Here is a 22,354-nt window from a genome sequence, read left to right as displayed (position 1 = left end):
CATGCAAACCACTCTCAGCGAAAAGGCCCGACAACTGCCCCGCGCCGAAGAAGCCGAAAGCATCCTGCGCACCTGCGTGCACTGCGGCTTCTGCAACGCGACCTGCCCGACCTATCAGTTGCTCGGCAACGAACTCGACGGCCCACGGGGTCGCATCTACCTGATCAAGCAAGTGCTGGAAGGCAACGAGGTCACCCGCAAAACCCAACTGCATCTGGATCGTTGCCTGTCCTGCCGCAATTGCGAAACCACCTGCCCCTCGGGGGTGGATTACCACAACCTGCTCGATATCGGCCGCGCCGTGGTGGATGCCGCCGTACCGCGCCCCATCGGCCAACGCTTGTTGCGCGGAGGTTTGCGCGCAGTGGCGCCCGATGCCTCTCTGTTCAAGGGACTGCTCGGTGCTGGCCGGATCTTCCGCGCGCTGTTGCCCGAGACTTTGCAAGCAAAACTGCCGCGCAGCACCTCTGCAATCGCACCCCGTCCGGTAGCGCGGCATGCCCGCAAGGTGCTGATGCTCGAAGGCTGCGTGCAACCGGGTCTGTCGCCCAACACCAACGCGGCGGCAGCAAGGGTGCTGGATCGATTGGGGATCAGCATTACTCCGGCGCTGAATGCCGGCTGCTGCGGCGCCGTGGACTATCACCTCGATGCCCAGGCCAAAGGACTTGAGCGGGCCCGCAAAAACATCGACGCCTGGTGGCCGGCCATCGAGCACGGCGCCGAAGCGATCGTGCAGACCGCCAGCGGCTGTGGTGCGTTCATCAAGGATTATGGGCACCTGCTGTGCACCGACCCGGCCTATGCCGAGAAGGCGAAAACAGTGAGTGCGCTGGCAAAGGACCTGGTGGAAGTGTTGCGTGAAGAACCGCTTGAGTCCCTGGGAATTCATGCCGATCAGCGCCTGGCTTTCCACTGCCCTTGCACCTTGCAACATGCACAGAAACTCGGCGGCGCGGTGGAGTCGGTGCTGACCCGACTGGGCTTCAACCTCACGACGGTGCCGGACGCCCATCTGTGCTGCGGCTCGGCGGGCACCTATTCGATAACCCAACCGGCGCTGGCCCGGCAATTGCGCGACCAAAAACTCAATGCACTGGAAAGCGGTCATCCGGATGTCATCGCTACCGCCAATATCGGCTGCCAGGCCCACCTCGACGGCGCGGGGCGCACGCCGGTCAGGCACTGGATCGAGCTGGTGGATGCTGCATTGCTCTTGGTGAGCGAGGCATAGGATTGCTGGCGGTAGTCAAATGATGGGCGAAAAAAAAACCACCTTTGCGGGGCGGTTTTTCGGTAGGCCTCAGTTTGCGGCTGGGGCCTGGTGTCTCACGGACAACACTGACGTGCGGGAATACTATTAATCTTTGGTTTTCGTTGCAACGTTATTTTGAGTGTGTTGAATGACGTCATGCCATGACGAGGTCAGCCCTGACGAGGTTTTAACAGACCGAGAGAATACTGACAGAAACAACGAATTACAAAACTCATTGAGGCTTTATCCACGCCCCTCAGAATCACGTCACAAGACAGGTTAATATGCCGACGCTCACTCGTCAGTGCGTCCATGAGGTTTGGCTGGAGCCATAACGGTTTCATGCCCTTCGACACGGTTTTGCACCCGTGCCGGAAGATGGCTCGGAGGGATCTCAACCGGCCGCCTCATGGACAACATTGACGTGCATGTCCGAAGGCAAACATGGTCCGGTAAGTGCGCTGGAGGTCTGGCCCCCGACCTGGAGGCCAAAACGTATGAAGCTTTTGCTGCGTACGCTGAGCCTCGTATGGAGATCGTTTCAAGCGTTTCGCTTTTACGAGTTCCTGCGAGACCACTTTGACAACCTGAAGTAACGGTTGTCGATGCGGGAAAAGCCCGTTTTGGCTTCGGCTGAAACGGGCTTTTTTGTTCTTAAAAACTGTCACTTGTAGGATTTTTTATAAAATTGATCCTGTTCAGCTGTAAGGCATTTCTCTGACATCTGTCGTCCCGACATCCTCCTCACCGTCAGTTATGAGCTAATAGCGCCTTCATTAAACCGTCGCTGAAACGTTGTACTAGGATAGGATCCAATTTCCTGATTCGCTGTCGCCGGGCATGGAGCTGTTTTCCGGTGGTTCAGGAACACGAGTACCACACTGCAACTCATGGATGAACGACATGAACTCACAGCTGTTTCCTCACATTGGCAAGGTCATCGCGAGCACTGGCAGCCGACATTTCCCACGGATGCTGCATGACTTGATCCTGACCCAACTGGCGGTGGACGCCACGCATATCCGGCAGATGCGCGTGGAACCGGTCGGACGCACGCAACCGCGCGGCGAACCCGAATGCATCAAGGAAGCGCCACTGCCGGCTGAAACGGTGTATTCCGAACTGAGCACCCTGCCGAGTGCCAATGATTTGCCCACTCCCGAACCCTCGACGGTCACCGACGCCTCGCAATTGCACCTGACCCGGCGCAAGGACGGCTATCGCTATGTGATCTCGGTCTACCGTTGCGGCCCGGCAAAACGCTTCTCCGCTCACGAGCGCAGCTTGTTGCAGGACATTTCCCCAGTGCTGCTGCCGATGGTGGAAAAACACATCAACGCCTTGCAGCCGGCGAACACAGACGCCCAAGGACAAACCCAGGAACAATCGGATTCCACCCTGCTGGGCCTGGAAACCCTGCGCCTGCGCTTTTGCGAACGGGTGGAGCAATTGGGGCTGAGCCTGTCGAACCGCGAAATGGAAGTGTGTGTCGGTCTGCTGGCCGGGCGCACCGCGCCTGAACTGGCCGAACAGTTGCAGCTTAAGGTCAATACCGTGGAAAGCTACCTCAAACGCGCAGCCATCAAACTGGGCATCAGCGGACGTCACTCGCTGATGCGCTGGATGTATTCGCCGAAGGACTGTTCGGCAGCCTGCGGCCCTTCGAACGCCGCCTGAAGGCTCACACACCTCTGATGAAACCGCCCTCCTGCAAAGGACGGCGGTTTTTTCGTGCCCTCATCAATCCCGGGCCAGCGCCTCGATCGGATCGAGCCGCGACGCATTGCGTGCCGGCACAAAGCCGAACACGATGCCGATCAGGGTCGAGCAAATCACGGCAGTCAGCACTGAAGTCAGCGAGAACACCATTTCCCATTCCTTGATGAACAGCGAGAACAGGTGACCGATGGCGTAGGACAGGGAAATACCGATAGCGCCACCGAGCAGGCAGACCATCACCGCCTCCACCAGAAACTGCTGGCGGATGTCCGACTGCCGCGCCCCGACTGCCATGCGGATGCCGATCTCACGGGTACGCTCAGTGACCGACACCAGCATGATGTTCATCACACCGATACCACCCACCACCAGCGAAATCACTGCAATCAGGGACAGCAGCAAGGCCAGTGAGCGGCTGGTTTTCTGCACGGTCTGCATCACACTGTCGAGGTTGTTGGTGAAGAAGTCCTTGGTGCCGTGGCGCTGCAGCATCAGTTTGTTGACGTTGTCTTCCACCACCTTGCTCGGCTGACCGTCCTTGATCCGCACACTGATGCTGTCCAGATAACGCTGGCCCAACAGCCGGCCGGCGGCGGTTTCATAAGGCACCCAGACGTTGAGCGACTTGCTTGACGAGAAGATGTTCTTGTTCTCCGCCGCCACACCGATCACGGTGCACGGCAGATTGCCGATCAGGATCACCTGCCCCAATGGATCGACGCCCTCGCCGAACAAACGATGGCGGGTGTTGTGATCGATCACCACCACCTGCGCCTGACGCCGGGCATCGCTTTCACTGAACGGGATGCCTGACTCCATCTTGATACCGCGCACCTGGAAATACAGATCGCTGACGCCGTTGACCTGCGCATCGAGGTCGATGTTGCGGTAACGCAGCAACAGATTGCGCCCGACCACCGGCGTGGCGCTGTCCACGTAGTAGAGCTGATTGAGTGCCGTCACGTCGGCGGGCACCAGGGTTTCAATGGCCGCCGAGCGACTGTCGCCGAAACTGGTGCCGGAATAGATATCGATGGTGTTGCTGCCGATGGCCTGAATGTCCTTGAGTACATAGCGTTTGGCCCCCTCGCCGATGGCCGAGATCGACACCACCGAGGTGATACCGATAACGATCCCGAGCATGGTCAGCAAGGTGCGCATCCGATGGGAGATCAGCGCGACCCAGGCCATGTTGAACGCTTCCTTGAACAGGCCGAAGCTGGCCACCAGACGTCGTGCCGCACTGGATTTACGCGACACGGCGTCTTCGTTGGCCAGTGCCGTGGTGTCGCGCTCGTTGCGGCGGTCGCTGAGGATTTCGCCGTCGCTGACTTCGATGATGCGTTCAGCGTTGGCGGCGACCTTGGGGTCGTGGGTCACCAGGATCACCGTGTGCCCGGCGGCGTGCAGCTCCAGCAGAATGCGCATCACCTCCTTGCCGCTGGTGGTGTCGAGGGCACCGGTGGGCTCGTCGGCGAGGATCACTTCACCGCCGTTCATCAAGGCCCGGGCGATACTCACCCGCTGCTGCTGGCCACCCGACAGCTGGCTGGGGCGGTGCGTCAGGTGCCCTTCCAGCCCCAGGCGCGCCAAAAGCTCACGGGCCCGGGCGTGGCGCTGCGGTTCTGGCGTTCCGGCGTAGATCGCCGGCATTTCGACGTTGTGCATCGCGCTCAGATGCGGCAGCAAGTGATAGCGCTGGAAGATGAAGCCGAAATAGTCGCGACGCAGTTCCGCCAGCGCCTGATTGTCCAGATCCCGGGTTTCCCGGCCGTTGATCTTGTAGCTGCCGGCCGTGGCGTAGTCGAGGCAGCCGAGGATGTTCATCAGGGTCGATTTGCCGGAGCCCGAAGCGCCGATGATCGCCACCATTTCCCCGGCATGGATCGTCAGGTCGATATTCTTCAGCGCCAGAAATTCACGGTCGCCAGCGGTGAAACTGCGGCTGATGCCGCTCAGTTGCAGCAGAGGTTCGGTCATGCTCATGCCCCTGCCACTTTCGCCACCGGATCACCGATCACCACCCGGTCGCCTTCGGCCAGACCGTCGTTGACCTGCACCTTGACGTTGTTGTTGATCCCGGTCTGCACATTGCGTGACTGCGCCTGGCCCTTGGCGTCCAGCACCCGCACCGGGAAGCTGCCGTCGTTGTTGCGCGGACCGAGTGCCGCCACCGGAATCGTCAGCACCGACTTGGCGGTGTCGAGCACCACGCGTACCTGCGCCGTCATGGAAATACGCAGGCGATGATCCGGGTTCGGCACCTCGAACAGCGCGTTGTAGAACACCGCCGTGTTCTGTTTCGGCGTGCCGGCAGGCGGCGCTTCAAGGAAGTTCTGCGGCGCAGGGTCAGTGCCGCGCAGCTTGCCGTAGTAACGCTTGTCTTCACCCAGAATGGTGAAATACACCTCCTGCCCCGGTGCGATATGAATGACATCGGCCTCCGACACCTGAGCCTTGACGGTCATGGTGTCCAGGTCCGCCAGTTTCAGCAGGATCGGCGCCAGTTGGTTGGCGATCACGGTCTGGCCTTCCTGGGTGACGATACCCACCACGTCGCCGTCGATGGGCGCGACGATCCGCGTGTAGGCCAGATTGACCTTGGCGGTGTCGATCTGGATATGCGCGCTCTTGATTTGCGCATCCAGCGACAACAGGTTGGCCTGCTGCACCTCGTAGTTGGATTGCGCGGTTTCGAAATCCTGCCGCGAGATCGAGGCGTCTTCCTGCAGATTCTGATAGCGCTCGTAGATTGCCTTGGTCTGGCGCAACTGAGCCTGAGTCGCCCGGCGCTGGGCCTGCAGGTTTTCCTCGTCGACCTGCGCCTGACGCAAGGTGTTCTGCAGCACCAGCGGGTCGATTTCCGCCAGCCACTGGCCCTTCTTGACCTTGTCGCCGACCTTGACCTTCAGCGACTTCAGCTGCCCCGAGACCTGGGCACCGACGTCCACCTGCTTGATGCCTTCCAGCAATCCGGTGGCCAGCACCGCATTTTCAATGTCACCGCGTTCAACCGTGGCGGTCAGGTACTGCGGTGCTTCGGCCGGTGCCTGCACCGTGTAGAGCACCAACCCGGCCACCAGCGTCAACGCGATTCCCAGACCGACTTTGCGCAACTTCGACTGTTCCATAAATGACCACAATTCCGTTCAGGGTTGAGCCCGGCCAGCGGCCGGGTTCCAGGATAAAAACTTCAATCAGGACAACACTTGACCCGCCGCCACCGTCAGCCCGTCATGCCACCACGCCGCGAGACTGAAGACGTTGGGCGCCTTGAGGATCGTGAAGTGGTTGCCGGGGCCGTACCACACCGCCAGATCCCGGGCCTCGCGCTGCCAGCCTTCGAGCATCGCTGCCTGTTCGCGCTGGTTGCCCGAGGCGTCCAGTGTCGGATCGTCCACCAGCGCCAGACGCACCGGCCCGGTGTAGGCCAGAGCCGGTCGATAGACCGTGCGCAGCGCCGTGGCGAAGGTGCGCACCGGGCCCTGCATCGCGTCAGCTGACGAGCGTTCGGACAGGACGCCGGCATGCACCATGCCGTCATGCAGCAAGCGCATTTGCGTAGCGTCATCAGCCTCAGCGAAGGCCAGTGCATCGATGCCCAAAGACTTGCCGCTGGACAGTTGCAGCGACTCGATCAGCCGCAACAACGCCGCCGTCGTGGTGTAAGGCTTGCCCACGACGCTGTTGCCGCCCGGCGATTCGCTGTCGATCAGGGTCAGGGACGCCACCTCGCGCCCCGCCGCCTGCAACTGCGCCGCCATGGCGTAGGCCACCCAGCCACCGAACGAGTGCCCGATCAGATGCACCGGTCCTTGCGGATACAACTGCTCAAGTGCCCGCAGGTAAAACGTGGCGGCACTCTCGACCCGGCTGTGCGGCACGGTGGCGCCGTCGAGGCCCCGGGGTTGCAGCCCGTAAATCGGCCACTCCGGCCCCAACGCCTCGGTCAGATGGATGAACCCGGTGACACTGTCGCCGGCCCCCGGCACACAGAAAATCGGCGCGTGCCCGGCGTGACCGGTCTGGATCGTCAACAGCGGCTGATACGCCCGGGATTCGATCACTGCCGAGGCCTGAACTGCCTGACCGAGCGCCTGACCAAGCACCTGCACATGCGGCGCCTGCATCATGCTCTGGTGATCGCCCGGCACATCGATGCAGTGCAACAGCGTGGCCGGCACTTCATCCGACCAGCCCAGGGTCGGGTGACGACGAGACAGCTCCGTCGGATGCTCCTGCGCCCGGAACAGGTAAAGCGGCAAGCCCAATGGATTGATTCGGTAATGCGCCAGCGCATGCCCGTGGGCGACCTCGCGGTCGAGGTAATGCCAGAGGTCTTGCGGCGCGGCGGCGGCCATCTCCGGATGCAGCAATTGCTCGTCCCGGCAGCGTTGCACCAGCGGCTGGAAGTCGATCTGTTCCAGTTCGGTCTGCAACAGCGCCAGATGCGCCAGTGCGGCTTGCCCCGCGTCACCAAGAGAGGCCCGGTACATCGTGCAGTGCTGCAGCAACTGGCGCTTGTGCGCATGCTCGTCGCTCCAGCGCGCCTTGCCCTGATCGGTCAGGCGCGGCACGAAACTATCGATCAGGCCGACGAACGCCACCGTCTCATCCATGCCGAGCAACTGCATCGCCACTTCATAAGCCAGCACCCCGCCGAACGACCAGCCGGCCAGACGATAAGGCCCGTGCGGCTGCACCGTACGGATGATCTCCACCATGCGCGCCGCCAGGCATTCCATGGTGCGCAGCGATGCCTGGCCGAACGGGATGCCCGGCAGGCCGTAGATCGGGAAATCTCCCTCGATGTGCAAGCCCAGCGCCGGGAAGTACGCGTCCATCCCGCTGAACTCATGCATCAGGAACAGCGGCGAGCCTGCCCCACCGGCCCGCACCAAGACCAGCCCGTCATCCTGTTGTTCTGCGCCAGTACGCTGGCTGAGCAACGTGCCGAGCGACTCGATGCTGGCGTGCTGGAACAGCTCGGCCAGCGTCACCTCCAGGCCGTTCTGTTGCATCAGGTTGACCAGACGAATCGCCAGCAACGAGTGCCCGCCCAGTTCGAAGAAGTTGTCGTGACGACCCACCTGCTCGACCTGCAACACCTCGGCCCACAACTGAGCCAAAGTCTCTTCCAGCGGATTGGCCGGGGCCTCATAGGCGCGGCTGAGCAGCGCGTCCTGCGCCGGGACCGGCAACGCCTTGCGATCCACCTTGCCGTTGTTGTTCAGCGGCAACGCATCGAGCTGCACCCAGGCCGAGGGCACCATGTATTCCGGCAGGCGTGCCTGCAATTGGCTGCGTAAAGCAGTGCTGTCGACGCCCTCATCGGCTGTGAAATACGCCACCAGACGCAGCGGTTCCTGGCCGTCCTGACGGGCCAGCACGATGGCTTCCCTGACCCCTTCGCAGTTCAGCAGGCGGTTTTCGATTTCCCCCAGTTCGATACGGAAACCACGGATTTTCACCTGATCGTCGTTGCGGCCGATGCATTCCAGTTGCCCCGGTGCGAGCCAGCGTGCGAGGTCGCCGGTGCGGTACAGCAACGCGCCCGGTTGATCGCCGAACGGGTCTTGCAGGAATTTTTCGGCGGTCAGGTCCGGGCGATTCAAATAGCCCAGCGCCACGCCCTGGCCGCCGATGTACAGCTCGCCGGTTACACCCATCGGCACCGGTTGCTGACGGGCGTCGAGCACGTAGACCTGGGTGTTGGAAATCGGACCGCCAATCGGCACGCTGTCGGCATCCTCTGCCACTTCGCGCACTTCGAACGTCGTGGCGTAAGTGGTGGTTTCGGTCGGGCCGTAGCAGTGGACGATGCGCAGGTCCGGCGCCTCGGCCAGCAAGCGGCGGAACGCGGCCGGATCGGCACGTTCGCCACCGCACAGCACGATGCGCAAGCCTTTGAGGGCTTCGGGGATCAACTGCACGTACTGGTTGAACAGCGCGGTGGTGACAAACAGTATCGTGGCACCGGTGTTGGCCAGTTCGCGTCCGAAGGCTTGCGGATCAAGCAAGGTCGCGTGATCGATGACTACCACTCGACCGCCATTGAGCAGCGGCCCCCAGACGTCCATGGTGCTGGCGTCGAACGCCGGGTTGGAAGCGAACGCCACACGATCCTGCGGGTTGAAATCCGCATAGCCGTTGTTGATCACCAACCGGCCAATCGCCCGGTGCGGCACCATCACACCCTTCGGTGTGCCGGTGGAACCGGAGGTGTACATGATGTAGGCCAGGGACTCGGAAGACTGCGGCAAATCCGGGTTGTGAACCGGTTGTGCGTCCAACGACAGCAAATCCAGATCAATCCGGCGCACAGCGTAATCAGTCGTTTCAGTGCTCAAGGTCAGCAGCGCTTTCGCCCCGCAATCCTCAACCATGAACGCCTGACGTTCAGCCGGCGCATTGATGTCCAGCGGCACATAAGCCGCCGCACATTTGCCGATGGCCAGTTGTGCGACCAGCAGATCCAGCGAACGCGGCAACAGGATCGCCACATGGTCGCCCGGTTGCACGCCATGTCCGATCAAGTAATGGGCCAGGAGATTGGCCCGTTGATTCAACTCTTCATAAGTCAACGCCGCGCGGCCATGCACCACCGCCACCGCTTGCGCATGCTTCGTCACCTGCTGTTCGAACAGACGATGAACCGTCAACGTCGCCGGGTAGTCCCGCTGCGTGGCGTTGAACTCGACCAGCAATTGCCGCCGCTCATCCCGCGGCAGGATCGACAACTGGTCGATGGCCAGTTGCGGCGTGCGCTCCAGCGCCTGCAACAGGCTCTCGACCGCAAGATCCATGTAGTCGCAGATCCGACCGGCGTCGATCCCGGCCATGGTCAACGCGGTCAGGCTGAAGTCTTCGCCCAGGTCATCGACGCTCAGGCTCAGGCGATAGTTGCTGTGTTCTTCGGCATCGAGCAACTGCATGCCCTGCCATGCCGCCACGACTTCGTCGGACGGCGTGCCCCCGCCACCACTGTGACGGTAATTGAACAAGGCATTGAACAGCGGCACACCCGGCGCCATGGTGCTGCAGCGTTGCACCAGCGCCAGCGGCGCGTGTTCGTGATGCAGCAAGCGGTTCAAGCGCTGATGGGTCGCCAACGCGGCTTCTTTCACCGTTTGCCCGTCCAGATCGATGCGCAGCGGCAGCGTGTTGATGAACACGCCCAGCGCCCGTTCGGCACCTTCACCACCGTGCAAGCGGCCGAGCATCACGGTGCCGAACACCACGTTTTCACGCCCCGACAATTGCCCCAGCACGCTGGCCCAGGCCAGGTGCATCAGGCTGGCGGCGCTGATGCCCAGACGCCTGGCCTTGGCCCTGACCCGCTGACTCAACGCGGTGTTCAGCAGACGCTGCGCATGCCCGTTGCCACCGTCGGCGACATTGCCCTGGCCATACGGCAGGGTCGGCTCGTCGATATCGCCGAGCATTTCACGGAAGAACGTCTCATGCTCCTCCTCGCTCAGCCCCGAGCGAGTGCGGGCGACATAGGTGCGATACGGCACCGGTTCGGCCAGCTGCCGCACCTGGCCGAGCAGGACCGACTGCATCTCGTGGCGCAGCACCTCCAGCGCAATGTGGTCCATGACCAGATGATGGAACAGCAGCAGCGCCACTACGCGCCGATTGACCGCGTCCCAGCTGTGCACTACGCGCATCAGCGGCGCCTGAGTGACGGCCATGCGGTAGTGCCGGGTATCGAACCGGCTGCGCAACTGGCTCAATGCATCCGTTTCACTCTCGTCCAGCTCCACCGTTTCACACACCAGCGACGCCTGACGCCAGACCACTTGCACCGGTTCTTCCAGCCCGTCCCAGAACAGCGACGTGCGCAGGATGTCGTGGCGCTCGATCACGGCCTGCAAGGCTTCGGCGAACACCCGCAGACGGGATTCATCGGCAAACGCGAACTGCGCCTGCAACACATACGGATCGCCCTGAGGTGCCGACAAGTGATGGAACAGGATGCCGGCCTGCAACGGCGCCAGCGGGTAAATGTCCTGCACGTTCGCGGCGCCACCGGGGATGCTGGCGACGATGCGGTCGATGGCGGGCTGATCCAGTGCAACCAGTGGCAGCATGTCAGGGGTGATGTGTTTGCAGTCCGGCGCAATCCGGTTGGCCGGGATTTCGGCCTCCGTCTCATCGCCGACCGTAGCGGCCAGAGCGGCGAGCGTCGGCTGGCTGAACAGCACACGCACATCGGCCGTCAGCCCGACATGGCGCATCCGCGCCACCAGATTGACTGCCATCAGCGAATGTCCGCCCAGCTCGAAGAAGTTGTCGTGGCGCCCTACCCGCTCCACGTTGAGCAGTTCGGCCCAGAGTCCGGCCAGCAGGATTTCCACCTCGCCGACCGGCGCTTCGTACTCGCGAGTGATGACCGAAGCCTGATCCGGCACCGGCAAGGCCTTGCGGTCGAGCTTGCCGTTCGGACTCAGCGGCAGCGCATCGAGGTGCACGAACACCGCCGGCACCATGTAATCCGGCAGGTGCTCCAGCAGGTGACCGCGCAGCACGTCGATTTCCAGTCGGACGCCGGTGTAATAGGCCACCAGACGTTTGTCCCCCGGCACATCCTCGCGAGCCAGCACCGCCGCTTCCTGCACGCCGCCGATGTCGGTCAGGCGTGACTGGATTTCCCCGAGTTCGATGCGCAGGCCACGGATCTTCACCTGATCGTCGTTACGGCCCAGGTATTCGATGTTGCCGTCGGCGAGATAGCGGGCGACGTCGCCGGTGCGGTACATGCGTCCGCTTGGCTGGAATGGATCCTTGAGGAAACGCTCGGCGCTGAGTTCAGGGCGGTTCAGGTAACCGCGAGCAACCTGCACGCCGCCGATGTACAACTCGCCGACCACACCTTGCGGCACCGGTTGTTGCTGGGCGTCGAGGATGTACATGCGGGTGTTGGCGATCGGTTTGCCGATCGGTGTGTTGTCAGGCGTTTGCTCCAGCGGACCAGAGCAATCCCACGCGGTAACGTCCACGGCCGCTTCGGTCGGGCCGTAGAGGTTATGCAATCCGCTGCCCGGCAATTGCTGCTTGAAGCGCCGCACCAGACTGCCCGGCAACGCTTCACCGCTGCACATCACCTGGCGCAAACCGTGGCAACGTGCGCTGTCGCCATGGGCCAGGAACACGTCGAGCATCGACGGCACGAAGTGCAATGTGGTGATGCGTTCGCGTTCGATTACTTCGCTGAGGTACAGCGGATCCTTGTGACCGCCGGGACGGGCCATGACCAAGCGGGCGCCAGTCATCAGTGGCCAGAAGAATTCCCACACCGACACGTCGAAGCTGAACGGGGTTTTCTGCAGCACTGAATCTTCAGCCGTCAGGCGATAGGCGTCCTGCATCCACAGCAGTCGGTTGACCACTCCGGAATGCTCGTTGATCACACCTTTCGGCTGCCCGGTGGAGCCGGAGGTGTAGATCACGTAAGCCGTGTGTTGTGGGGTCAGTCCATCGACCGACAAGTTATCGGCCGACAACGCTTGCCAAGTGTCGTGATCCAGATCGACCACCGGCACCGCGACTTCACCCAGCAACGAGCGGGTCGAACCCTGCACCAGCACCGCCGACGGCGCGCTGTCCTCCAGCATGTAGGCCAGCCGTTCCAGCGGATACGCCGGATCCAGCGGCACATAACCGCCGCCGGCCTTCAGAATCGCCAGCAGCCCGACCACCATCTCCAGCCCGCGCTCGACGCAGATCCCCACTCGTGCATCCGGGCCAACACCCAAATCGCGCAAGTGATGGGCCAAGCGATTGGCCCGAGCATTCAGCTCGGCATAGCTCAGTCGCTGCTCACCGGAAAGCACCGCCACAGCCTGCGGCGACCGCAAGACCTGCGCCTCGAACAGACCGTGAATGCTTTGCTGAAGATTGTAATCAACGTCAGTGGCATTGAAGCCGTGCAGCAGATGCCGACGCTCATCCTCCGCCAGCACATCGACCTGCTCCAGCAACGCCTGATCATTGCCGACCATGGCCTGCAACAGCTGCTGCAAGTAACCGGCGTAACGCTGGATCGTCGATTCATCGAACAGCGCCGTGGCGTATTCCAGTGAGCCCCGGATCACGCCCTGGGTCTCGCCCAACGTCAGCGACAGGTCGAACTTGGCAAAGTGACTCGGCTCTGCCACGCCTTCCAGTGTCAGGTCACCAAGAGCCAGGGTCGCACCGCTGCCGCTGTCCCAGCTCAACAGTGTCTGGAACAACGGGCTGTGGGACAGGCTGCGCACCGGCCGGGTGATTTCCACCACTTGTTCGAACGGCAGATCCTGATGGGCCTGCGCCTCAAGGGTGCGGGCCTTGACCCGGGCGAGCAACGCCTCGACGGTGAGCGCGCCCGAAGTGTCGATGCGCACGGCCAGCGTGTTGACGAACAACCCGATCAACCCTTCGATTTCCGCCCGGTTACGGTTGGCGACCGGCGAGCCGATCACTACATCCGACTGCCCGGACAAGCGACCGAGCAACATCGCCCAGGCGCTCATCACCGCCATGTACGGCGTCACGCCGTGGCGTTGGCACAGCGCCTTGAGGCCTGCGCTCAAACGCTCATCCAACCGGATGTCGACACTGCTGCCAGCGTAATCCTGCAAAACCGGACGTGGACGATCGGTCGGCAGCATCAGCAAGGCCGGCGCACCGGCCAGGGTCTGCTGCCAGTAGTCGCTCTGTCGCTGCAAGACTTCGCCGCTCAACCAGCGACGCTGCCACACGGCGTAGTCGCTGTACTGCAACGCCAGTGGCGGCAGCGGATCGGCCTCGCCGTGGCTGAACGCCTGGTACAGCGCCATCAGCTCGCGGGTCAACACGCCCATCGACCAGCCATCGGAGACGATGTGGTGCAGGGTCAGCAACAACACATGATGATCATCGGCCAGTCGCACCAGACGCCCGCGAATCAGCGGATCATCCTGCAAATCGAACGGCCCCGAGGCTTCACCCTGAATCAGCGCGAGCAAGGCGTCATCGGCCTGCGGGTGCCGGCGCAAGTCTTCGACCCGCAGCAGCACAGCGCTGTCGGGCGGCGCGATCAGCACCTGGGCTTCATCGTTGAACTGGGCGAAGCGGCTGCGCAGGGTTTCGTGACGTTCGACGATCCGCGCCAATGCCCGTTGCAGGGCCGCTTCGTCGAGGCGACCGCGCAGGCGCAGGCCGAGGGGAATGTTGTAGGCGGTGTTGGCGCCTTCCAGTTGCGCCATGAACCACAACCGTTGCTGGGCAAACGACAACGGCAGCGTGCCGTCACGCGGCGCCGGCATGATCGCCGGTTGCGTGCAGCGTCCGGCCTGGGCCAGCACCTCGGCCACAGCGGCGAGCTCGGCATTGGCGAACAGCTCGGCGAGGGTCAGTTCCACCCCCAGCCGCTGGCGAACCTGAGACAGCATGCGCATCGCCAGCAACGAGTGGCCGCCCAGTTCAAAGAAATGATCCTGACGTCCGACCTGCTCGACCTGCAGCACCTCGGCCCAGATCTGCGCCAGGGTGGTTTCCAGTTCACCTTGCGGTGCCTGATAGTCGCGGGTGAACAAGGCGCTGCGATCCGGCGCCGGCAAAGCCTTGCGGTCGACCTTGCCGTTGGCGGTCAGCGGCAGCGCGTCGAGTCTGACGAAGGCCGCCGGCACCATGTATTCCGGCAGTTGACCGAGCAGATGCGCCCTCAGGTCGGACACCGCCAGCGCTTCGCCCTGCATCTGTTCAGTGAAATACGCCACCAATCGCACCTGCCCGGGTTCGTCTTCACGGGCCACCAGCACAGCCTCCTGGATACCCGGCAACTGGTTCAGGCGAGTTTCGATTTCCCCCAGCTCGACGCGCACGCCACGGATTTTCACTTGATCGTCGTTGCGCCCCAGGTACTCGATGGAGCCGTCGGCGCGCCAGCGCGCCAGATCGCCGGTGCGATACATCCGGCCGTGGTTGAACGGGTCGCGCAGGAAGCGCTCTTCAGTCAAATCCGGACGATTCAGGTAACCCCGAGCCACACCGGCGCCACCCACATACAGCTCTCCGGCCACGCCAACCGGCACCGGGCGCTGCTGTTCATCGAGCAGGTACACCGTCGCGTTGGCGATCGGTTTACCGATGTGCAGCGCCTGCCCCGCCTCGACGATGCCCGAGGTGGCCACCACCGTGGCCTCGGTCGGGCCGTAGTTATTGACCACATCGAACGACTGCTGACGATTGAACTGACGCAGACGGTCGCCGCCGATCAGCAGTGTGCGCAGGGTCGGGTGTGCGAGGTTCTGGCTGAACGCGTATTCGGCCACCGGAGTCGGCAGGAAGCTCACGTCCAGCGGTTGCGCGCGCCACCAGTCGAGCAAGGCGTCCACGTCTTCGCTACCGTCGCGGGCCGGCGCCAGATGTAGGGTCGCGCCGGTGCACAGGGCCGGCCAGACTTCCCAGGCCATGGCGTCGAAACCGAATCCGGCGAGGCTCGACGTGTGGCGACCGGCGCACAGATCGAATGCCTTGCAGTGCCAGTCGACGAGGTTGCTCAAGGTGTGGTGTTCGACCATCACGCCCTTGGGCAAACCGGTGGAGCCCGAGGTATAGATGACGTAAGCCAGGTGTTCGCTGGTCAGGCCCGGCACCTGCGGATTGTCTGTCTCGGTGTCCGGCCAGGCCTGCAAATCGAGGTCGATCACCGGCACGTCCAGCGCCGGCAGTCGTTCACGCAAATCACTCAGACAGAGCACCGCCATCGGCGCACTGTCGCTCAGCAGATAGTTCAGACGCTCCGCCGGGTGCGCCGGATCCACCGGCACATAACCGGCCCCGGCCTTGAGAATGGCCACCAGCCCCACCAGCGTATCCAGCCCGCGTCGGGCGACGATGGCCACGCGATCATCAGGACGAACGCCCAGCCCGATCAGGTGATGAGCCAAGGTGTTGGCCTGCCGGTTCAGCTCGGCAAAGGTCAACGCCTGCCCCTGACAGACCGCCGCGACCGCTGCGGGCCGCTCGATCACTTGCGCTTCGAATCGCTGCGCAATGGTCAGCCCAGTTACAAACTCCGCGTGCGTGTCGTTGAACGCAACCAGCAACTGTTCACGCTCGTGGGCCTGAACCATCTCGAGCTGTTCCAGCTGCGCCTGATCGTTGGCGACCATCGCGTGCAGCAACTGCTTGAAGTAGCCGACATAACGCTGGATCGTCGATTCATCGAACAACGCCGTGGCGTATTCCAGCACGCCGCGAATGCCGTCGCGGGTTTCGCCCAACGTCAGCGACAGGTCGAACTTGGAAAACCGCGCCGGACCGCCCACGCTTTCCAGCACCATCTCCCCCAGTTCCAGCGCCGGCCCTGAGCTGCTTTCCCAGCTCAGGGTGGTCTGGAACAACGGACTGTGGGACAGGCTGCGCGCCGGCCGGGTGACTTCCACCACCTGCTCGAACGGCAGGTCCTGATGGGCCTGGGCCTGCAATGTCAGCGACTTCACCCGGGCCAGCAGCGCCTCGACGCTGAGCCCGCCGGACGTATCGATGCGCAAAGCTAGGGTATTGATGAACAGGCCGATCAGCCCTTCGACTTCCGCGCGACCACGGTTGGCAACCGGCGAGCCGATCACAACGTCCGACTGGCCGGACAAGCGACTGAGCAACAACGCCCAGGCGCTCACCATCGTCATGTACATCGTCACGCCGTGGTGCTGGCTGAGTGCCTTGAGGCCGGCGCTCAGTGGTTCGTCCAACCGGAACTCGACGCTGTTGCCAGTGTAATCCTGCTGCGCCGGACGCGGACGGTCGGTCGGCAGCACCAGCAAGGTCGGGGCCCCAGCCAGATTCTGCTGCCAGTAATCGCTCTGCCGCTGCAGCACTTCGCCGCTCAACCAGCGGCGTTGCCAGATCGCGTAGTCGGCATATTGCAGCGCCAGTGGCGGCAGCGGATCGGCCTCACCCTGGCTGAACGCTTGATACAGCGCCATCAGTTCACGGGTCAGCACGCCCATCGACCAGCCATCGGAAATGATGTGGTGCAGGGTCAACAGCAACACATGGTGATCATCAGCCAGCCGCAGCAGACATCCGCGAATCAACGGATCGTGCTGCAAGTCGAACGGGGTCGAAGCCTGTTCACGGATCAACGCCTGCATGGCTTCGTCGGCGTGTGGATGCTGACGCAGATCCTCGACTCGCAGCAGCACGCCGCTGTCGACCGGCGCAATCATCACCTGCACGTCTTCGTCGTGCGGGACAAAACGGCTGCGCAGGGTTTCGTGGCGGTCGATGATTCGCGCCAATGACCGTTGCAGCGCCGCCTCGTCGAGATGACCGCGCAACCGCAGGCCCAGCGGGATGTTGTAGGCGGTGTTGACCCCTTCCATCCGCGCCAGGAACCACAGCCGCTGCTGGGCGAACGACAGCGGCAGCGCGCCGTCCCGTGGCACCGGCAACATGGCCGGCTGCGAGCTGCGTCCGGCCTGGGCCAGCACTTCGGCGACCGCGGCCAGTTCGGCATTGGCAAACAGTTCACTGAGCGCCAGCTCGACGCCCAGACGTTGGCGCACCTGGGACACCATGCGCATCGCCAGCAACGAGTGGCCACCCAGCTCGAAGAAGTGATCCCGGCGCCCGACCTGCCCGACCTGCAGCACTTCGCCCCAGATCCGCGCCAGCGCGATTTCCAGCTCGCCGTGCGGTGCTTCGTATTGGCGAGTGAACAACGCCGCGCGATCCGGCGCCGGCAAGGCCTTGCGGTCGACCTTGCCGTTGGCGGTCAGCGGCAATGCGTCCAGTCGCACGAAGGCCGCTGGCACCATGTACTCTGGCAACTGCGCCAGCAGGCAAGCACGCAGCTCGGCCACCGGTTGCGGTTCGACCTGAGCCTGCTCGGTGTAATAGGCCACCAGACGTGGCTGGCCGGGTTCGTCTTCACGGGCCAGCAACACCGCTTCCTGAATGCCGGGGAGCTGGTTGAGACGGGTTTCAATCTCGCCCAGTTCGATGCGCACGCCGCGAATCTTCACCTGATCGTCGTTGCGTCCCAGGTATTCGAGGGTGCCGTCGTCCTGCCAGCGCGCCAGGTCACCGGTGCGGTACATGCGCCCGCCGTTGAACGGATCGTCGAGAAAGCGCTCGGCCGTCAGGTCCGGACGATTCAGATAACCCCGGGCAACCCCGGCGCCCCCGACATACAACTCCCCCGCTACGCCGATGGGCACCGGACGTTGCTGCTCATCCAGCAGATACACCGTGGCATTGCTCACCGGCCGACCGATGTGCAACGCCTGCCCGGCTTCGACCTTGCCCGAGGTCGCCACCACCGTGGTTTCGGTCGGGCCGTAATTGTTGATCACATCGAAATGCCGGTGACGGCTGAACTGCCGCAGGCGATCCCCGCCGATCAGCAGTGTGCGCAAGGTCGGGTGTTCGAGGTTCTGACTGAAGGCGTATTCGGCCACCGGGGTCGGCAGGAAGCTCACATCCAGCGGTTGCGCGCGCCACCAGTCGAGCAAGGCGTCGATGTCTTCGTTGCCGTCGCGGGTCGGGGCCAGGTGCAGCGTCGCGCCGGCACACAGGGCCGGCCAGACTTCCCAGGCCATGGCGTCGAAGCCGAACCCGGCAAGGCTTGAGGTGTGGCGGCCGGCGCACAGGTCGAACGCGCCGCAATGCCAGTCGACGAGGTTGGACAGGGTGCGGTGTTCGACCATCACGCCCTTGGGCAGACCGGTGGAGCCCGAGGTGTAGATCACGTAGGCCAGATGCCCGGTGGTCAGGCCCGGCACCTGCGGATCGAGGGCCAGGCTCAATGGCCAGGTGCGGCGGTCGAGGTCGATCACCGGGACATCGAGCGTCGGCAACCGGTCACGCAGATCACTCTGGGTCAGTACCACCGCAGGGGCACTGTCGCTGAGCAGGTAGCTCAGGCGTTCGGGCGGATGCGCCGGGTCAACCGGCACATAACCGGCCCCGGCCTTGAGAATCGCCAGCAGCCCCGCCAGTGTATCGAGCCCGCGGCGGGCGACGATGGCCACGCGATCATCAGGGCGAACACCCAGGCTGATCAGATGATGGGCCAGTGCGTTGGCGTGCAGGTTCAGCTCGGCGTAGGTCACTTGCTCACCGAGGAACACCGCCGCCACCGCTTCCGGTCGTTCGATGACTTGCGCCTCGAAACGCTGATGAATCGTCAGCCCTTGCGGATAATCGGCCCGGGTGGCGTTGAAGCCGCGCAGGATCTGCTCGCGCTCCGTGTCCGGGAGGATCGGCACCTGGCTGACCGGTGAATCCGGCGCCTGTTCCAGCGCAGACACCAGACCGTTCAGGGCGCCGAGCATGTAATCGCATACCCGTTGCGGATCGACTTCAGTGGTGGCGAGCAAGGTCAGGCTGAAGGCGTCGCCCAGGTCGTCGATACTCAGGGTCAGCGGATAGTTGGTGCGTTCTTCCGAGTGCAGGGTAGTGATGCCTTCCCATGCCGACAGGGTTTGTGCGCTGGCCGAAGCGGCGCCATGGCTGTGGCGATAATTGAGCAAGGCGCTGAACAGCGGCGTCGGTGCGGCCACGCTGCTGCAGCGCTGGGCCAGCGCCAGCGGCGCGTGTTCATGGCGCATCAAGGTGGTCAGGCGTGCGTGGGTCGCCTGCACGGCGCTGCGCACGCTCTGAGCATTGACGTCTACTCGCACCGGCAAGGTGTTGATGAAAATGCCCAGCGCCCGGTCGGTAGCCTCGGCACCTTGCAGACGGCCCATCAGCACCGTGCCGAACACCACGCGTTGCTTGCCGGCAAGCGTGGCCAGCACCTGCGCCCAGGCCAGGTGGAACAGACTGGCCGCACTCACCCCGAGCTGCCGCGCCTGCCCCCGCAGGCGTTGGCCCAAGGCCGGTTCAACCGGCACACTCAGTTCAGTGATGCCGTGGCCGTCACCCTGCACATCCTGCAAACCGAACGGCAAGGTCGGCTCGTCGATGTCACCGAGCATGTCGCGGAAGAACGATTCGTGCTCGGTTTCGCTGACACCCAGCCGTGCCTGCGCCACGTAATCCCGAAACGCGACCGGCCGCCCCAGCAGATTGCCCTGCCCCGTGAGGAACGCACGCATCTCGTGACGCACCACGTCGAGCGCCGAGTGATCCAGCGCCATGTGGTGAAACAGCAAAGTCGCGACCACCCGCTGCCCGGCTTCATCCCAGGCATGGGCCAGGCGCATCATCGGCGCCCGGGTTACATCCATGCGGAATTCCCGGGCATCGAAACGTTCGTGTAAATACGCCAGCGCATCGCCTTCGGCATCGATCTCTTCCACCGGCAATCCGGCCTCCCGCCAGACCACTTGCTGCGGCGTATCCAGCCCCTCCCAGACCACCGCCGTACGGAGGATGTCGTGGCGATCAATGACGGCCTGCAAGGCCTCAACGAACGCGTTCAAACGCCCGCGATCGGCAAAGGCGAAATGCGCCTGCATCACATACGGATCACCCTGCGTTGCGCTGACATGGTGGTAAAGAATGCCTTCCTGCAACGGCGCCAGCGGGTAGATGTCTTGCACGTTGGCCGCGCCGCCCGGCACGTCGTCCACCAGACGGTCGATGGTCGCCTGATCGAGTTCGGCCAGGGTCAGCATCGCCGGTGTGATGCGCGTGGCGCCGGGTGCAATGCCATTGGCCGGCACGTCGACCTGACCGCTCTTGGTCGCTGAATATTGCCCGGCCTTGATCAGCTCGATCAGCGCCGGTTTGTGCTCGCGCAACAGCGCCAGCACCGCCGGATCGCTCAGCGCCTGTTTGTTGCCCTGAACGCGCAACTGGTCGTCGGTGACCGCCAACTGGATGTCTTTCGCTTTAAGTGTTGCCAACAGTTCGATCACGTTCACAGGACGATCTCCATTCTTTCCGTAATTGCGGCGTATCCGGCCAGGGTCGGTTGTTCGAACAACGCCCTGACCTCGGCTTCCATGCCTTCCTGACGTAACCGGCCGATCAGACTGACCGCCAGCAATGAGTGCCCGCCCAGTTCAAAAAAGTTGTCGTGGCGCCCTACCCGTTCCACGTTGAGCAGTTCGGCCCAGAGTCCGGCCAGCAGGATTTCCACCTCGCCGACCGGGGCTTCATATTCGCGAGTGATGACCGAAGCCTGATCCGGCACCGGCAGGGCCTTGCGGTCGAGCTTGCCGTTCGGACTCAGCGGCAATGCATCAAGGTGCACGAACACCGCCGGCACCATGTAATCCGGCAGGTGTTCCAGCAGGTGACCGCGCAGCACGTCGATTTCCAGCCGGGCGCCGGTGTAATAGGCCACCAGTCGTTTGTCCCCCGGCACGTCCTCGCGAGCCAGCACCGCCGCCTCCTGCACGCCGCCGATGTCGGTCAGGCGGGACTGGATTTCACCCAGTTCGATACGCAGGCCACGGATCTTCACCTGATCGTCGTTACGGCCCAGGTATTCGATGTTGCCGTCGGCCAGATAACGGGCGACGTCGCCGGTGCGGTACATCCTTCCGTTTGGCTGGAATGGATCCTGAAGGAAACGCTCGGCGCTGAGTTCAGGACGGTTCAGGTAACCGCGAGCAACCTGCACGCCGCCGATGTACAACTCGCCGACCACGCCTTGCGGCACCGGTTGTTGCTGGGCATCGAGGATGTACATGCGGGTGTTGGCGATTGGTTTGCCGATCGGCGTGTTGTCCGGGGTTTGCTCCAGCGGACCAGAGCAATCCCAGGCCGTGACGTCCACCGCCGCTTCGGTCGGGCCGTAGAGGTTGTGCAATCCGCTGCCCGGCAATTGCTGCTTGAAGCGCCGCACCAGACTGCCCGGCAAGGCCTCGCCGCTGCACATCACCTGACGCAAACCGTTGCAACGCGCGGTGTCGCCATGGGCAAGGAACACGTCGAGCATCGACGGTACGAAGTGCAGCGTGGTGATGCGTTCTTGCTCGATCACTTCGCTCAGGTACAGCGGATCCTTGTGACCGCCGGGACGGGCCATGACCAATCGGGCGCCAGTCATCAGTGGCCAGAAGAATTCCCACACCGAGACGTCGAAGCTGAATGGCGTTTTTTGCAGCACTGAATCTTCAGCCGTCAGGCGATAAGCGTCCTGCATCCACAGCAAGCGGTTGACCACACCTGAATGCTCGTTGATCACGCCTTTTGGCTGACCGGTGGAGCCCGAGGTGTAGATCACGTAGGCCGTATGTTGCGGGGTCAGTCCATCGACGGAAAGGTTATCCGCCGACAACGATTGCCAGGTGTCGTGATCCAGATCGACCACCGGCACCGCCACCTCACCCAACAACCCGCGAGTCGAACCCTGCACCAGCACCGCCGACGGCGCACTGTCTTCCAGCATGTAAGCCAGACGCTCCAACGGATAGGCCGGATCCAGCGGTACATAACCGCCGCCGGCCT

General features: G+C 63.1%; 6 protein-coding genes (1 of these 6 cut by a window edge). 2 read left to right on the top strand and 4 right to left on the bottom strand.

Annotated elements, in window-relative coordinates:
* The first annotated feature begins 1 nt into the window (after position 1).
* Both glcF and IF189_RS11425 read left to right on the top strand, forming a co-directional pair.
* Complete coding sequence (gene glcF / locus IF189_RS11430; protein WP_134827235.1) at positions 2 to 1,234, top strand: glycolate oxidase subunit GlcF; 1,233 nt, start codon at positions 2 to 4, stop codon at positions 1,232 to 1,234.
* A gap of 924 nt (positions 1,235 to 2,158) precedes the next feature.
* The gene (locus IF189_RS11425; RefSeq protein ID WP_192553311.1) at positions 2,159 to 2,932 is read left to right on the top strand and encodes a helix-turn-helix transcriptional regulator; all 774 of its coding nucleotides are present in this window, start codon (positions 2,159 to 2,161) and stop codon (positions 2,930 to 2,932) included.
* A 63-nt stretch (positions 2,933 to 2,995) separates the two neighbouring features.
* Here the strand turns inward: IF189_RS11425 and IF189_RS11420 are convergent, their stop codons facing one another.
* The 4 genes from IF189_RS11420 to IF189_RS11405 all read right to left on the bottom strand — a co-directional run.
* Complete coding sequence (locus IF189_RS11420) at positions 2,996 to 4,954, bottom strand: MacB family efflux pump subunit (RefSeq protein ID WP_134827237.1); 1,959 nt, start codon at positions 4,952 to 4,954, stop codon at positions 2,996 to 2,998.
* Between the two features lie 2 nt (positions 4,955 to 4,956).
* Positions 4,957 to 6,105, bottom strand: coding sequence for a macrolide transporter subunit MacA (gene macA / locus IF189_RS11415; protein WP_192553310.1), 1,149 nt, complete (start codon positions 6,103 to 6,105; stop codon positions 4,957 to 4,959).
* Positions 6,106 to 6,171: 66 nt separating this feature from the next.
* Entirely contained in the window at positions 6,172 to 20,820 is a 14,649-nt protein-coding gene (locus IF189_RS11410) for a non-ribosomal peptide synthetase (protein WP_192553309.1), read from the bottom strand.
* A protein-coding gene (locus IF189_RS11405) for a non-ribosomal peptide synthetase (RefSeq protein ID WP_192553308.1) crosses the window boundary here: on the bottom strand, positions 20,817 to 22,354 show its 3' portion. The gene runs 14,731 nt beyond the window's last position; 1,538 of the gene's 16,269 nt are visible here — the last part of the coding sequence; its start codon lies beyond the right edge, outside the window; the stop codon is at positions 20,817 to 20,819. The genes IF189_RS11410 and IF189_RS11405 overlap by 4 nt, the downstream gene beginning before the upstream one ends.

Origin of the sequence: Pseudomonas sp. IzPS59 (genome assembly GCF_014863505.1) — a bacterium.
Classification (GTDB): Bacteria; Pseudomonadota; Gammaproteobacteria; order Pseudomonadales; family Pseudomonadaceae; genus Aquipseudomonas; species Aquipseudomonas kribbensis.
Note: the sequence above shows the minus strand (reverse complement) of the source record. Positions and strands in the feature narration are given on the sequence as shown.

Excerpts from the sequence above, each read along its gene's own strand:
- IF189_RS11425 (WP_192553311.1), top strand. The coding sequence starts at position 2,159 with ATGAACTCACAGCTGTTTCCTCACATTGGCAAGGTCATCGCGAGCACT.
- glcF (WP_134827235.1), top strand. The coding sequence starts at position 2 with ATGCAAACCACTCTCAGCGAAAAGGCCCGACAACTGCCCCGCGCCGAA.
- IF189_RS11420 (WP_134827237.1), bottom strand. The coding sequence starts at position 4,954 with ATGACCGAACCTCTGCTGCAACTGAGCGGCATCAGCCGCAGTTTCACC.
- macA (WP_192553310.1), bottom strand. The coding sequence starts at position 6,105 with ATGGAACAGTCGAAGTTGCGCAAAGTCGGTCTGGGAATCGCGTTGACG.